Origin of the sequence: Sporomusa sp., from assembly GCF_035561255.1 — a bacterium.
Classification (GTDB): Bacteria; Bacillota; Negativicutes; order Sporomusales; family Sporomusaceae; genus Sporomusa.
In genome coordinates this window covers 1-14391 of sequence record NZ_DATMXX010000185.1, presented here as the reverse complement: position 1 = coordinate 14391, position 14391 = coordinate 1, and the positions used below count along the sequence as shown (strand labels likewise).

Annotated in this window: 13 protein-coding genes; 9 read left to right on the top strand and 4 right to left on the bottom strand. The window is 48.8% G+C overall.

Annotation, left to right across the window (positions count from 1 at the left end; all coding sequences use genetic code 11):
- On the bottom strand, positions 1–269 hold a 269-nt coding region (locus tag VN379_RS10530), incomplete at its 3' end, for a hypothetical protein (RefSeq protein WP_325533557.1).
- 147 nt (positions 270–416) lie between these two features.
- On the opposite strand from VN379_RS10530, the gene dinB reads away from it, so the two are divergent.
- Complete coding sequence (dinB, locus tag VN379_RS10525; RefSeq protein WP_325533555.1) at positions 417–1577, top strand: DNA polymerase IV; 1161 nt, start codon at positions 417–419, stop codon at positions 1575–1577.
- A gap of 4 nt (positions 1578–1581) precedes the next feature.
- On the opposite strand, the gene VN379_RS10520 is transcribed toward dinB, so the two are convergent.
- The gene (locus tag VN379_RS10520) at positions 1582–1899 is read right to left on the bottom strand and encodes a hypothetical protein (protein ID WP_325533553.1); all 318 of its coding nucleotides are present in this window, start codon (positions 1897–1899) and stop codon (positions 1582–1584) included.
- A gap of 74 nt (positions 1900–1973) precedes the next feature.
- Between VN379_RS10520 and VN379_RS10515 the strand changes: the two genes are divergently transcribed.
- Positions 1974–3101, top strand: a complete 1128-nt coding sequence (locus VN379_RS10515) for a M20/M25/M40 family metallo-hydrolase (protein ID WP_325533551.1) — start codon at positions 1974–1976, stop codon at positions 3099–3101.
- 63 nt (positions 3102–3164) lie between these two features.
- Here the strand turns inward: VN379_RS10515 and VN379_RS10510 are convergent, their stop codons facing one another.
- Entirely contained in the window at positions 3165–4232 is a 1068-nt protein-coding gene (locus tag VN379_RS10510; protein WP_325533548.1) for a tetraprenyl-beta-curcumene synthase family protein, read from the bottom strand.
- Between the two features lie 227 nt (positions 4233–4459).
- On the opposite strand from VN379_RS10510, the gene VN379_RS10505 reads away from it, so the two are divergent.
- The 7 genes from VN379_RS10505 to VN379_RS10475 all read left to right on the top strand — a co-directional run bounded on the left by VN379_RS10505 (position 4460) and on the right by VN379_RS10475 (position 12740).
- Positions 4460–6037, top strand: coding sequence for an ABC transporter substrate-binding protein (locus tag VN379_RS10505; RefSeq protein ID WP_325533546.1), 1578 nt, complete (start codon positions 4460–4462; stop codon positions 6035–6037).
- Between the two features lie 79 nt (positions 6038–6116).
- Complete coding sequence (locus tag VN379_RS10500) at positions 6117–7121, top strand: ABC transporter permease (RefSeq protein WP_325533544.1); 1005 nt, start codon at positions 6117–6119, stop codon at positions 7119–7121.
- Positions 7122–7138: 17 nt separating this feature from the next.
- On the top strand, positions 7139–8035 hold the full coding sequence (locus tag VN379_RS10495) for an ABC transporter permease (RefSeq protein WP_325533542.1): 897 nt from the start codon (positions 7139–7141) through the stop codon (positions 8033–8035).
- A gap of 10 nt (positions 8036–8045) precedes the next feature.
- Positions 8046–9020, top strand: coding sequence for an ABC transporter ATP-binding protein (locus tag VN379_RS10490; protein WP_325533540.1), 975 nt, complete (start codon positions 8046–8048; stop codon positions 9018–9020).
- Positions 9013–9981: a dipeptide ABC transporter ATP-binding protein gene (locus VN379_RS10485; RefSeq protein ID WP_325533538.1), complete on the top strand. Its 969-nt coding sequence runs from the start codon at positions 9013–9015 to the stop codon at positions 9979–9981. Before VN379_RS10490 ends, VN379_RS10485 begins: the two co-directional genes overlap by 8 nt.
- Positions 9982–10126: 145 nt before the next feature.
- Positions 10127–11158 (top strand): HlyD family secretion protein, encoded by a 1032-nt coding sequence (locus VN379_RS10480; protein ID WP_325533536.1) that lies wholly within the window; start codon positions 10127–10129, stop codon positions 11156–11158.
- 13 nt (positions 11159–11171) lie between these two features.
- Positions 11172–12740 carry a DHA2 family efflux MFS transporter permease subunit gene (locus VN379_RS10475; RefSeq protein WP_325533534.1) on the top strand — a complete coding sequence of 523 codons (1569 nt, stop codon included), beginning with the start codon at positions 11172–11174 and terminating at the stop codon, positions 12738–12740.
- A gap of 47 nt (positions 12741–12787) precedes the next feature.
- On the opposite strand, the gene VN379_RS10470 is transcribed toward VN379_RS10475, so the two are convergent.
- Positions 12788–14302 carry a Ppx/GppA phosphatase family protein gene (locus tag VN379_RS10470; RefSeq protein WP_325533532.1) on the bottom strand — a complete coding sequence of 505 codons (1515 nt, stop codon included), beginning with the start codon at positions 14300–14302 and terminating at the stop codon, positions 12788–12790.
- Positions 14303–14391: the final 89 nt, after the last annotated feature.

The following is a 14391-nucleotide window of genomic DNA, read 5'->3' as shown; positions in this document are numbered from 1 at the left end:
GTAAAAAGGAAATCCTGTTTATTTAAGTGTAAATAGTCATTATCATCCAGGCGCAGGTCAATGGATTTTAACGGAGAATGCTCAGACAGGTTGATGGAGAGGCTGCGGTCTGACCTTAAAATCATATAATTATCAAGATTGATCAACTCTCTGGTCGGCTTTGGTGGTGTAGTCCGAATTGATTCTGACCAAAGAATTGGTGGAATCTCTGCTGCTGCACTCTGCGTAAGTAAAAGAATAAGACCTAAACAGAGCAGGCTGATTTTCATGGGCCAACTCCTCCTTCCTTAGTCCTTAGTTTAACATAGGTAGGGAAAAGTTCAAAGAGGCTTTCATTCCTGTGTTGATTCGATAGCATTTTTGGTGTATAATTTATTAGAACATGTGTTCTTGATGATCTTATGTGAGGTGACGCCATGCAGCGCTGGATTATTCATGTCGATATGGATGCTTTTTATGCGGCTGTTGAGCAGCGGGATAACCCCGAACTGCGCGGTTGCCCTGTTATTATCGGCGGTATTGGGACGCGCGGTGTTGTAGCCACAGCCTCCTATGAAGCCCGCAAGTTTGGTGTACGGTCCGCTATGTCGGCTATCGAGGCTAAGCGGCGCTGTCCTCAGGGAATTTTCTTAGCGCCCAATCATGAAAAATATAGCCAGGTCTCACACGAAATCTTAAATATATTTACTGAATTTTCACCGATAGTTGAGCCGCTATCATTAGATGAGGCCTTTCTTGATGTCACAGGTATGGAAGGGCTGTTTGCCAGCCCGGTCGATATTGCGATTAAGATAAAAGAGCGCATCAAAACTGAGCTTAACCTTACGGCCTCAGCCGGAGTCGCCCCTAATAAATTTTTAGCCAAGCTGGCATCTGATATGAAGAAACCGGACGGATTGATGGTTATTCGCCCGGAGCAGGTAGCCCAGATATTAGCCGGAATTCCGGTTACCCGGTTATGGGGTGTAGGGCAAGCTACTGCCCAGACGCTTGATAAGCTGGGACTTAAAACTATCGGCCAGGTTGCCCAGGCTGACCCGGAGAAATTGGCTAAGCATTGTGGACAGCTGGGATATATCATCCATCAGCTTGCTAATGGTCAGGATGAGCGTCCGGTAATTAGTGACTGGCAGCCTAAATCGATTGGCAAAGAGAATACCTTTGCCGAAGATATCCAGGATCGGGAAGAGCTTAAGGCGCAGCTGTGGACACTTGTTGAGAGGGTGGGGTGGCGGCTTCGACGTCAGGGGCTAAGTGGGCGGACAATCACTGTTAAGGTGCGATTTGCCTCGTTCCGAACGATTACCCGCAGCAAGACCCTGGTGGTAGCTGCTAATCTTGATGAAACAATTTACCGTATTGCCGAAGAAATGCTTGCCAATGTTACTCTAAGTGAAGGCGTGCGGCTGCTTGGTGTAACCGTAAGCGGGTTTGTCACCGCAGGCGGACAAATGTCACTGTTTGATCAGGGGGATGAAAAAAGTATGGCTGTTGCCAAAGCTGTGGACACCTTGAAGGAACGGTTTGGTGAGGGTGCTGTTACCCGGGGGGGAGCACTGATTGCGCGCCAGCGGTAACCAGTCACAATTGCGGACGGCGAGCCAGTTCATGGCGGAGAGTGTCGGCAATCTGACCTGCGCTTAGGCCGGTAATATTAAGCATAATAGGAGCTGGGTGGTCTGCTGTGGTATAATGATAATTGCCAATGCTAATATCAGCGTGGTCGTAGTAGGCAGCGACACCGTCGTTTATATCAGGGCGGTAGCTGGCGTATAAATAGGCGTCAGCAGCGTGACCGGGTTTGGCGTGGGTAGTGCTGTCCACAACCTGAAAACCATAAGCTGTAAGCTCTTTAACTAATTTTTGGTTATGCTGGGCTAATGTTATTGTTTTTGGCATGATGAGCACCCTTTCTACACATGATAGCTTTAATATGGTTGGGTGCTTGGGTAAATATGTAGGAGGGATTCAGAATGATTAACCGTAAACGGATGCTTGATGAGTTTTATGAGTTAGTGCAAATTAAATGTTCAACCCGGGCAGAACGTCAGGTGGCTGATGTCATTAAACAAAAACTGACTGACTTACATATGGATGTGTCAGAAGACAATACCGGCAGCAAAATCGGTGGTAACTGCGGTAATGTATTGGGCTTTCTACCTGGCACTGAGGCAACGGCGCCCTGTCTGCTGCTTACTGCGCACCTGGACTGTGTTGAGCCGTGTGGCGATATTAAACCTGTATTAAAAGAAGGAATTATTACCTCGTCTGGCGATACTATTCTGGGTGCTGACGACAAGTCCGGAGTAGTGGCGATTCTGGAAGCTCTTAGGCTGGTTCAAGAGCAGAATATCCCGCATGGTAACATCCAGGTGATATTTACAGTTGCCGAAGAGGGCGGTCTTAATGGTTCGAAAAATATTGATCCGGCCCTGGTTCGGGCTGATCTTGGCTATGCACTGGACTCCAGCGGTTCGCCTGGCGAAATTGTCAATATGGCCCCTGGTCAGAATAAAATTGATATAACTATATATGGTAAGAAAGCCCATGCCGGGGTTGCACCTGAGGAAGGAATAAACGCCATTGTGCTTGCTGGTAAAGCGTTAGCCGCAGTCAAAGACGGCCGCATTGACCCTGAGACCACAGCCAATATTGGCAGCATCAAGGGCGGTTCAGCAACCAATATTGTACCAGATATCGTTGAGATTAAAGCCGAAGCCCGCAGCCGCAGTGCCGAGAAACTGGCAGCTCAAACCGAGCATATGCGCCAAGTATTTGAAGAAACCGCTAAAGCGTCAGGTGGACGTGCCGAGGTTAAAATCGGCAAAGAATATGACGCCTTCGTGCTGCCTGAGACAGCGCCGGTTGTTATGCTGGCCCGCCTGGCGGCCGAAAGCATCGGGCTGAAACCGGTCATTAAAGCCACCGGCGGTGGCAGTGACGCCAACTATTTCAACAGCTATGGTGTTCCGACTGCCGTGCTTGGTACAGGCATGTCCAAAGTTCACACCACAGATGAGTTCATTAAAGAAGAGGATCTCTACAACATCGGTGAATTTGCCTTAGCGATCATTAAAGCCGCTGGACAAAGTAAGAGATAAGATTGTCGCAAACAAATAAAAGCGAGATTGCTCACGAAAAATGAGCAATCTCGCTTTTATTTGTTATAGTATGTTTTTTCTCCTAAGCAGCCGGCAGAGTCCATACATGAATTTGGGATATAGCCCGGCAGAATCCAGTAGGTTGTTCCGGATGGTGCGTTCGTCCGGCGAGTCGGTTTTAGGATCGGACAGGTACATGGCCAACAGCCCGTTAACCACTGTAAGACCAAAGGCTGGTTCAGGCAGCGCAGCTGTCTGGCGGCTGGCTTCCCTGCTGAAATAGCTCAGCCGTTCGATCGTTTGCTGGTTGTTATCATAATAAGCAACAAAATTAAGATCGCCGGTCAAACGGTCTTCGGCACCGTCAATAAAATAATCCAGAAGGATGTGTAATCCGTTAATCCAGGGAAAGTAAGCACGCGAAATTTTAGTGGCTTGGTCTTGGGTAAGTTCCGGATTATAGGCGGCAGCACACAACATAAACATGCCTAACGTTGACCCGGTAGCGGCCGCAAATTCCCACGGACTGATCCCCGGATACTCCGGCAGGTGGCTGTTTATCCAATCAAGCATTTTCTGTTCCCGTATGGCAAGGTCAAGGTGTTTGTAGGTTTGAAGCTCACTATAGAGTGTAGCCTGACGGAGGAGTTCAGCTTTGACTAAATGATAGGCTGGCAGCTTGCAAATCTCATCGCGGCAGGTGTTAACCAGTTTCGCCAAATACCCTCCATCATCTTTAAAAGGGTAGTTGGCATAGTAATGGTTAAGCGGTCCAGAGGGATCAAGCGCATCAGTCATTGCCAGATGGAGTTGACGAAAGGCTGCTTCATCGGCAAAACCAGCCCGGTCACATAAGTTGTCCAGGTAGTCGCTAATGGTCTGCAGTGCTACTACCAGGCGCACGAAATTGCGGGTGGGCACACCTTTGTACAGGCTGTAGACGCTGCCACCCTGACAATGAAACTTCTTTGAGCTAATACTTGCTAAGGCTTGGTCGGCTAATTCGCGCATGCCGTTTTCCTGAGCATACTGCTGCCAAAGTGAAAGTTCTTGTTCAACCATCGGAAACACACTCCGGACAAACCTGGGCAAAAGTGTAAGGCCGGAGGCTGGGTAAAGAAAGGCTGCCATAGCGTTCCTCCTAGATCACCGCATAGATAATTCTATTTTACCGTTATGTCTATATTTTGGCAAATCAAACAGGAGTATATGCTGGAAATTCTCTGGAGTTGTAAATCCCAGTAGCTAACGAAATAAATAGTGTGTTCTCAGAGTGGATGCCGGCAGGAATTTAGAAATAAATGTATAATTTAGAATATATATATAATTCTGATCAATCGTTATGGGGGGTATTGGGTATGAGTAAAAGAAACATAGCGTTTTTAATGGCTGTAGTATTCGTGGCCAGCATTATGTTGGCCGGCTGCGGTGGTGGTGAGAAAAAGCCTGCCAGCACGGGGGCCGCTAATGTGCTGGTGTTTGCTCAGGGCTCTGATCCGCGTGGTCTGGATCCGGCTTATGTCGATGATGGCGAATCAGCCAAAATAATGACCCAGATTTTTGAAGGACTTATCCGCTACAAGCCAGGCAGTACGGAGCTTCAGCCGTTGCTGGCCACCGAATGGACAACAAGTCCGGATGGTAAAGAGATTACCTTTAAACTGCGCCAGGGTGTAAAATTCCATGACGGCACAGTATTTAATGCCCAGGCTGTTAAGTTTAGTATTGAACGCCAGCTTCCCCCCAGTGTCAAGGAGGATATGCCCTACGCTTCCTTTACCTTTGACGGGGTGAAAAAAGTCGAGGCCATTGATGATTATACCGTTAAAATAACCCTTGAAAAACCGTCAGCACCGTTCCTGGCTAACATAGCAATGGCTCTGGCTGCGCCCATTGTCAGCCCTGAGGCCGTGAAAAAATACGGTGATAAATTTATTGAAAACCCGGTAGGTACAGGTCCTTATAAATTCGTTAAATGGGATAAGGGTCAGCAAGTTGAGCTGACTGCCTTTGAGGGATATTGGGGTACCAAACCTAAAATGCCTAGTGTTGTTTATAAAATTACCAAAGAAAACTCTGTACGGGCTTCTGACCTTATGACCGGTGCCACCGATATTATGGATGGTGTTGACACCAATGATATCAAAACACTGGAAAGCAAGGGTATGACTGTGATTAAGACCCCGGGCATGAATATCAACTATATGGGCTTTTATACCTTCAAAAAGCCGTTTGACAACCTGGACCTGCGTAAGGCGATCAGTATGGCGATTAACCGCCAGCAGCTTGTTGAATTCCTGTACCAGGGCCAGGCTAAACTGCCTAATTCCCCGTTACCTGACTTTATCCCCGGTTACTCTAAAGATGTCAAACCCTATGAATATAATGTTGAGGAAGCTAAGAAGCTGCTGGCCAAAGCTGGTTATGCCAATGGCTTTGAATTTACCTGCATCACCTATTCTAACCCCCGGCCGTATAACCCGGTTAATGGTGAAAAGCTGGCTGCTGCCGTGCAGGCCGATTTAGCGAAAATCGGTGTTAAAATGAACATCAAATCATATCCATGGAAAGAGTATAAACAATTCTTGTTTAATGCTGAGGGTGACGCCTTCTTCTACGGTTGGATTGGCGACAATGGTGATGCGGATAATTTCCTCATGCTGCTTGAAACATCTCAGATTAAGGGCAGTCTTAACGCTTCCAAATACTCTAACCCCAAAATGGACGCCTTGTTAGAAGAAGGGCGTACTACACTTGATCCGGCTAAACGTGCTGCTATCTATGCTGAAGCACAAAAGATTGCAGTGGAAGACGCCCCCTGGGTGCTGATCAGCCACAGCCTGGATATGGCCGCCCACCGTCCTAACATTAAAGGGTTTGCTTTGCATCCGGTTGGTATCCATTGGTTAGACATCGTATCTAAAGAAGCTAAATAATTTATAACAAAAGAAGGTGGTTTCACGGAATCACCTTCTTTTCAATGAGCTAGTGAGAATAAAAAGGGGAGGCAAATTTGTGGTTAAATACATACTCCGCCGCCTGCTGCTGTTATTCCCGGTATTGTTCGGGGTGTCGCTGGCAACCTTTGTGGTCATGCATATGTTTACTACCGATCCTGCCGGGATCATTCTCGGCCAGCATGCCACCACCGAGCGGGTGGAGGCATTGAGGGAAGAACTGGGGCTTAACAAACCTATATATATCCAATTTGCTGATTACATTACCAAAGCAGTCCAAGGGGACCTAGGCAAGTCGGTCATAACCAAGACCTCAATTACCGATGAACTTGTCAAACGCTTCCCGGCGACAGTCGAACTGGCCTTAGCTGCTATTGTAATTGCTTCAGTATTAGGTGTCAGTTTGGGGGTTATTTCGGCAGTCAAACAAAACTCTCTGTTTGACTACGGGTCAATGGTGGCTGCACTTTTGGGTGTAAGTATGCCGATATTTTGGCTTGGTCTTATGATGATTATTGTTTTTTCCGTGATATTGGGATGGTTACCGGCCTCAGGCAGAATCGGAATTGGTATGACGCCTGACAATATTACTGGTCTATACCTTGTGGACTCCCTGTTAACCGGCGATATGGAAGTCTTTAAGGATGCACTAAGCCATCTGGTTATGCCGGCCGTGGCCTTGGGTTCATATTCTACAGCCATTATTGCCCGTATGACCCGCGCCACCATGCTGGAGACTATTCGTCAGGACTATGTCCGTACTGCCAGAGCCAAAGGGCTTACCGAGCAGGTTGTCATCATAAAACATGCTCTGAGGAATGCGCTTATTCCCATCGTTACTGTAATCGGTCTGCAACTGGGCTTGCTTTTAGGCGGGGCAGTGCTGACAGAAACAGTTTTCTCATGGCCCGGAATCGGCGCTTATGTAGTAGATGGTATCTTAACATCAGACTATCCCAGGGTTCAGGGGGCGGTACTATTGATCGGAACGATTTTTGTTTTGGTCAACCTTGCTGTTGACATCCTGTACTGTTATCTGGATCCCCGTATCCAACATTCCTAGCAGAGGTGGTGATAAATATGGCAACAAACATCAAAGCTAACCCTCAGCCGGTGCAGAATCCTGGTATGACGCCTGCCAAATCACAACAAGCAGAATTCTTTGAACGCTTTAAGGCGTCAAATTCAGCGATGATTGGTCTGATCATGCTGGCTGTATTGATATTCAGTGCAGTCTTTGCGCCGGTACTTGCGCCATATGATCCGTATGAAAGCAATATGCCGAACTCATTAAAACCACCCACTACAGCTCATCTTATGGGGACTGATGAGCTGGGGCGCGATATTTTATCCCGCATTCTCTATGGCGCCCGTATTTCCCTGATTGTGGGGATAGAGGCCGTGACACTGGCGCTGATTTGTGGTGTAGTTCTGGGTGCTGTGGCCGGCTTTTACGGTGGCAAGATCGATACAGCCATTATGGGTGTTATGGATATTATGCTGTCTTTTCCTAGTATTCTGCTGGCAATCGCCTTCATGACCGTGTTGGGGAGGGGGGTAGAAAAGGCGGTTATCGCCATCGGAATTGTCTCAATCCCTCAGTATGCGCGGATTGTCCGGGGTAGTGTATTGTCAGTCAAAGAGAATGTCTATATTATGGCCGCCCGGGCGATTGGCAACAGTGATCGCCGGTTGATTTTCGCGCATATTTTGCCTAATGTGCTGGCTCCGATCATTGTTAGAGCCACCATTGGTGTGTCTGTCGCTATTTTAGAAGCGGCTGCCCTGGGGTTTCTCGGGTTGGGCGTCCAACCGCCGACAGCAGAGTGGGGAACGATGCTGGGGTCAGGCCGTCAGACTATTTTTAACGCGCCGCATATTGTAACCTTTCCCGGGGTAGCGATTACGTTGACTGTCATGGCCTTTAATCTTCTGGGCGATGGTCTGCGTGATGTACTTGACCCCCGGTTGAAGTAGGAGGCACGATATGCTGGAAATTAATAATCTTAAAACCCACTTTCATATCGGTAAACGTGTCGTAAAAGCGGTGGATGGTGTAAGCATCTCTGTGAAATCAGGAGAAATGCTGGCGCTGGTCGGCGAGTCCGGTTGCGGCAAAAGCGTGACAGCCATGTCTATTATGCGGCTGGTGCCAGAACCGCCAGCCTGTTTGAGCGGTGAGATATTATTTCAGGGGCGTGATATTCTAAAAATGCCGGCCCATGAAATCCGAGCTATACGCGGCAAAGACATATCGATGATTTTTCAGGAGCCGATGACCTCGCTTAATCCGGCCTATACGGTGGGTGACCAGATTGCTGAATCTGTTCGCGTGCATGACACTGTAGATAAGAAGGCAGCCTGGCGGCGGGCTGTTGAAATGCTTGAGCTTGTCGGTATTCCGGCAGCCGGACAGCGGGCGAAAGAATATCCGCATCAGATGAGCGGCGGTATGCGGCAGCGGGTTATGATTGCCATGGCACTGGCCTGTAATCCGAAACTCCTGTTAGCCGACGAGCCGACAACCGCGCTGGATGTAACCATCCAGGCGCAAATCCTTGATTTGATCAGAAATTTGGCCCAGGAGTTTAATACCGCGCTTGTGCTCATAACCCACGACCTTGGAGTGGTTGCCGAAATGGCGCAAAACATGGCGGTTATGTATGCCGGGCGGATCGTTGAGCAAGGGGCGGTAGAGGCTGTATTTAAAGCACCGCGTCACCCTTATACAGCAGGTCTAATGGATTCTATCCCGCGGCTTGACGGCGCGAAGAAGCAACTACTGCACACCATTGAGGGGGTTGTGCCTGATTTGGCCTATCTGCCGTCAGGGTGTACCTTTGCTGATCGCTGCGAGCATGTTCAGGGCAAGTGCCGCCTGGTTCAGCCTAAACTGGTTTGTCAGACTGACGGCCGGTTGGTGGCCTGTCACTACCCGTTGGGAGGTGCTCAAGATGACTGATCATCAACTACTGGAAGTACGCAACCTAAAGAAATATTTTCCGGTCAGGGGCGGCTTGTTTGGTAAGGCTACCGGGCAAATACGGGCGGTAGATGACATATCTTTTACAATCAGAAGCGGCGAAACGCTTGGGCTGGTTGGTGAATCCGGCTGTGGCAAATCGACCACAGGTCTGCTGGTATTACGGTTGATAGAACCAACGGCCGGTGCGGTATTATTTGAGGGCCAGGATGTGGCAAAGCTAAACAAAACAGAGCTCAAGAACTTTCGCCGCCAGGCGCAGATTGTTTTTCAGGATCCCTATGCTTCTCTTAACCCCAGAATGGCGGTGGGCGATATCATTGGTGAGCCCCTGATGCTCCATCAGCTTGCTACCGGCCCTGAGCATACCAAACGGGTCGAAAAGCTGCTAAGTTTAGTTGGTTTAGGGCGACAGCATGCCGGACGCTATCCGCATGAGTTTTCAGGAGGGCAGCGGCAACGGATTGGGATTGCACGAGCGTTGGCTGTCAACCCTAAGCTGGTGGTCTGCGATGAACCGGTATCGGCGCTTGATGTCTCCATTCAGTCGCAAATTCTGAACCTGTTAGTTGAGCTGCAGCAAGAAATGGGGTTAACTTATCTATTTATTGCGCATGGACTGAATGTAATCAAACATATCTCAGACCGTATCGGAGTTATGTATCTTGGTAAGATGGTTGAGTTGGCGGAAGGCGGTGAGCTTATTGCCAAACCGCTGCATCCCTATACCAGGACACTGCTGTCTGCAATTCCTCTCCCCCAGCCGGGTATTAAGCGTAACCGTATTATTCTCCAGGGGGATGTTCCCAGCCCGGCAAACCCGCCGCCAGGCTGCAGATTTCACACACGCTGTCCCGAGTGCCAGGCTGTCTGCAGCCAGGAAGAGCCGGAATTCAGGGAGGTAAACGGCCGCTATGTAGCCTGTCATTTAGTCAAGTAATAACAAGGTGCACAACAGATTGTGCGCCTTGTTTCACCTGGTATATAAAGTCTGTGGCTATTGATATTTTTTGATTGACTAGGTAATTCGAACAGAGTAGAATTTGTACATAACTGACTGATTAGCCACAGAGGAGATGAATCCATTGCCGGAAAATATAGCAGCAGAAAATGGTAAGAGCAAGAAATTGATAATCGGAATATTAATCACCTTCTTGTTGGCCGGTGCCATAGGCGGCGGCTGGTGGTGGCGCGAGAACGCAATGTATGTCAGCACTGATGACGCCCGCGTTGGCGGGACGATTGTCAGTGTCAGCGCCAAAATAGGAGGGCGGATTACCGAGCTCCTGGTCAAAGAGGGTGACAAGGTACAGGCCGGACAGGTAGTCGCCCGTATTGATCCGCGGGATATCCTGGCGCAAAAGGCGCAGGCTGAAGCCGCTATGGCAACGGCGAAGGCTCATTATGAAGAAGTGACTGCCGGATCGCGGCCGCAGGAGATCGAACAGGCCAGAGCGTTGTCCCTGCAGGCAAAGTCCAGTCTTGATAATGCCGTAAAAAACTATGAGCGTATTCAACAGCTATACCAGGAGGGGGCCGTCAGCACCTCTCAGCGGGATAATGCCGAAACCACCTATCAAGTTGCCAGTGAAGCCTATCATGCCGCTAACGAGAAGACCGATTTGGTGATTTCCGGTTCGCGCGTGGAAGTGGTAAAAGCAGCGGCAGCTCAGGTTCGGCAGGCCGAGGCAGCCTTGGAAGCGGCTTCTGTCATGCTTGACAACACGACGATAGTATCACCGGCAGACGGCACCGTGGCTGTAAAATCGGCAAACGCCGGTGAGGTTGTTAGTGCCGGACAGGCTATCGTTACGGTTGCCAATCTCGGCGATGTCTGGATGAGCGCAAGAATTGAGGAAACCAAGATTGGCAGGATCAAGGTCGGGCAGAATGTTGAATATACGATTGACGGATATGGCAGTCACAAGTTCAACGGAACGGTGTATGAAGTCGGCAGTGCTACTAATTCTGTGTTTGCACTTGTTCCAACTGAGAACTCATCCGGCAACTTTACTAAGGTAACTCAGCGTATTCCTGTGAAAGTAACGCTGCCGCAGGACAGCGGGTTTATATTCCGCCCAGGTATGTCGGCCTATATTAAGATTCAGGCTGAGTAGGGGAGGAAATTCAATGAACTTCCCTCGCATTCACATCAACGAGGCCGCTTATAAGTGGTGGGCCCTTGGGGTTGTCATTATCGGTGGTTTTATGAGTATTCTTGACACCAGTATTGTTAATATCGCCATCCCTAAGATGATGGCCGTGTTTTCAGTAAACACTGAAAAGGCACAATGGATACTGACCGCCTATATGTTAACCATGGGGGTTATCCAGCCGGCCACCGGCTATTTCTGCGATGTTATCGGCACCAAGCGGATGTACTTGTGGAGCCTTGCTATCTTTACTATCGGTTCGCTATTATGCGGTATTGCCTGGAGCAATGATACCATGATTTTGTTCAGGGTGATTCAAGCCATCGGCGGTGGCCTGATTGTGCCTGTTACTATGTCCATTGTCTATCAGATTTTTACCCCGGCAGAGCGTAACATGGCCATGGGAATCTGGGGTATTTCGGCAATGGTAGCCCCCGCGGTAGGGCCGACGCTAAGCGGCTATCTTGTTGAATTCTGGGATTGGCGCTGGATCTTTACAATTAATATCCCGGTAGGTATCATAGGCTATATTCTGGCTGTTCTCATTTTGAAGGAGACGCCGCTTGCCACCGGGCGAAGGTTTGATTACGGTGGTTTTGTGACCTCTGCGCTAGCCTTATTTTGCTTGTTATTAGCGCTAAGCGAAGGGGTAGAAGATGGCTGGACTTCAGGCTACATTGTTTCGCTGTTCTATGTCTCTTTTGCCTCTTTTGTATTATTTGTGATGATTGAACTTAATCATTCAGAGCCGTTACTAGACCTGTCTTTGTTTAGAGACTGGAATTTTACTATCAGCACCATTGTTAGTTTTATTGGCACGATTGGTCTATATGGCGGGATATTTATGGTACCACTGTTTATGGAGAATATGCGCGGCAATTCTGCCATGCAAACAGGTATGCTGATTTTTCCGTCAGCTGTAGCTGCAGGCCTAATGATGCCTGTCGCGGCTAAACTGGCAGATAAATTTGGTGCTAAACCTGTGGTTGTTACCGGGCTGGCATTACTGGCTCTCGGCTCACTGCCTCTAAAAACGCTTGATCTGGATACCGCTGACCACACGATAATGCTGCTGATGATGGTGCGCGGGGCCGGACTGGGACTATTTATTATGCCGGTTACTGTTCTGGGAATGAATACTGTGCCAATGGCTAAAATCAGCCGGGCATCCTCGCTGAACAATGCTGTTCGCCAGATAAGCGGTTCAATGGGTATTGCCATCTTGACAACAGTACTTCAGAACAGGCAGATTTTTCACCTCAATCAAATTGCTGAGGGCTTTACCGCAAGCTCTAAGGCCGCCGCCAATATGCTGGCCTATGGTGAACGGCTATATGCCCAGGCAGGGGCGATTTCAGGGCCGCTTGCCCATCTAAAGTCCCTTGCGCTTATGGCGACTGTTTCGCAGCGGCAATCGTTTATTTTTGCGTTTGACGACACATTCCTGGTTCTTGCCGCAATTTGTGGTCTGGGCATCCTGCCGGCGCTGTTGTTAAAGCCGGCGAAAAGGCAGCCAGGTGTGCCGGGCGTGGTTATTGCTGATTAAAAACAACAACACCGGTGTTGGTAGATTACCTGCACCGGTGTTGCTTTTTAACTAATCGTTAACTCTAGTCCTAATTCCTTTTTAAACCACTTACGATGTTGGTCGATTGCCTGGCGTTCGATTGTTACCGGATCAGCTGTCAAGAGGCGAAGATGTGCTTGGCTGTATGAAAGCGAGGGGATAACGTCATGCACCAGCCCTAACTGAGTTGAGTCTAAGCTCTCGGCTAAAGCCACTATAAGCGCCAGCTTGCGGGCTGTCTGCCAATCATTTTGGTCAAGGAATTCACTGTAGAGTTTATTGCGGACATATTTGGCCGAGGGTCCGTTGTGCCAGCCAACAACCACGGCGACTAGCATCTGTTCGCGATGGGTCAGGCCAAAGAGGCGGGCATTCTCGGCAAGATATGCACTATGACGCGCGTGATCATAGTAATTGATGGTAATGCCAATATCATGCAATAAAGCGGCTACTCTCAGCAGTTTCTTATCACGACTGCCTAATCTCAAAGTTGGCTGCCAGCTGTCAAACATAGTTTCAGCCAGCTTGGCTACATGGTAAGCATGTTCTTCGTTGCCCTTATAGAATAACAGCATATTGTGAGTTGAATGCATCAGAATGTCAGGAATAATCTCATGTTGCTGCTGTTTAGATAAATAATAATCAAGAAACATGCCTTCGCGCACGCCGCAGCCACTAATTATAATATTAGTAGCCTGTGAAAGATCAATCAGCGATTTGACAATGGTTGTTCCGGCGATAATAATATCAGCCCGTTCACTGCTCAGCCCGGGGTATTTGCGGCGCTGGGTCAGGTTGGTCTTGGTAATCGTCCGCCATAACTCATCAAAGGCCATCGGGCCAAAGCGGTAGTTGTGGACTTTGGGAAAAGGATAGTTCTTACGCTTCTGGTCCATCTTGGCAATATTGCGGGCTGTGCCGCCGACACCGACAATGGGAAGTCCCAGACGCTTCAGCCAAGGCAGGCGTTCCAGTCTTGTGACAATGTGTCCACGCATAGCTGCTAGCTGTAACTCGCTCACCTTATCCTGGCAATTAAATTTTTCGGTAAGGTTAACTGCGCCAAAGGGCAGGCTAAATACCTCAACCGGCTGCCGGTCTTTAACCAGTGTTATTTCAGTGCTGCCGCCTCCTAAGTCAAAGAGCAGCGCACTGTCAACGTCAATGGTGTTTATGATGCCTGTAAACCCTAAGTGGGCCTCGGCTTCTCCGCTGATGACCTGTAGCGGGATGCCGGTATGCTGGTTGACCAGATCGATAAACTCGCTGCCGTTTTTGGCGATGCGCACGGCAGCTGTGGCTACCGCTAATATTTTGTCGACTTTTACTAACTCGCACATATGGGCAAAAATTTTAAGCGTGCTAATTGCCCGCCACATCGAATCACGGGTTAACAACCCTGTTTCGGCCATGCCTTCACTAAGGCGCACCGATTCTTTCTGATTATATACGAGATTGTAAGCGCCATTGTGGTAGATGTGCATAACAATCAGGCGGGCTGAGTTCGAGCCCAGGTCGATGATTGCTACCCGTTCTGTCAAAATAGTTCAGCTCCTAACACATTCGGACTAACAGTTTGGTTATAACATAGTTATTCGCTATTATTGTTAAAATCCTGCTATATTAGCCT

Coding starts and splice junctions, on each gene's coding strand:
- dinB (WP_325533555.1), top strand. CDS start 417: ATGCAGCGCTGGATTATTCATGTCGATATGGATGCTTTTTATGCGGCT.
- VN379_RS10520 (WP_325533553.1), bottom strand. CDS start 1,899: ATGCCAAAAACAATAACATTAGCCCAGCATAACCAAAAATTAGTTAAA.
- VN379_RS10515 (WP_325533551.1), top strand. CDS start 1,974: ATGATTAACCGTAAACGGATGCTTGATGAGTTTTATGAGTTAGTGCAA.
- VN379_RS10510 (WP_325533548.1), bottom strand. CDS start 4,232: ATGGCAGCCTTTCTTTACCCAGCCTCCGGCCTTACACTTTTGCCCAGG.
- VN379_RS10505 (WP_325533546.1), top strand. CDS start 4,460: ATGAGTAAAAGAAACATAGCGTTTTTAATGGCTGTAGTATTCGTGGCC.
- VN379_RS10495 (WP_325533542.1), top strand. CDS start 7,139: ATGGCAACAAACATCAAAGCTAACCCTCAGCCGGTGCAGAATCCTGGT.
- VN379_RS10490 (WP_325533540.1), top strand. CDS start 8,046: ATGCTGGAAATTAATAATCTTAAAACCCACTTTCATATCGGTAAACGT.
- VN379_RS10485 (WP_325533538.1), top strand. CDS start 9,013: ATGACTGATCATCAACTACTGGAAGTACGCAACCTAAAGAAATATTTT.
- VN379_RS10475 (WP_325533534.1), top strand. CDS start 11,172: ATGAACTTCCCTCGCATTCACATCAACGAGGCCGCTTATAAGTGGTGG.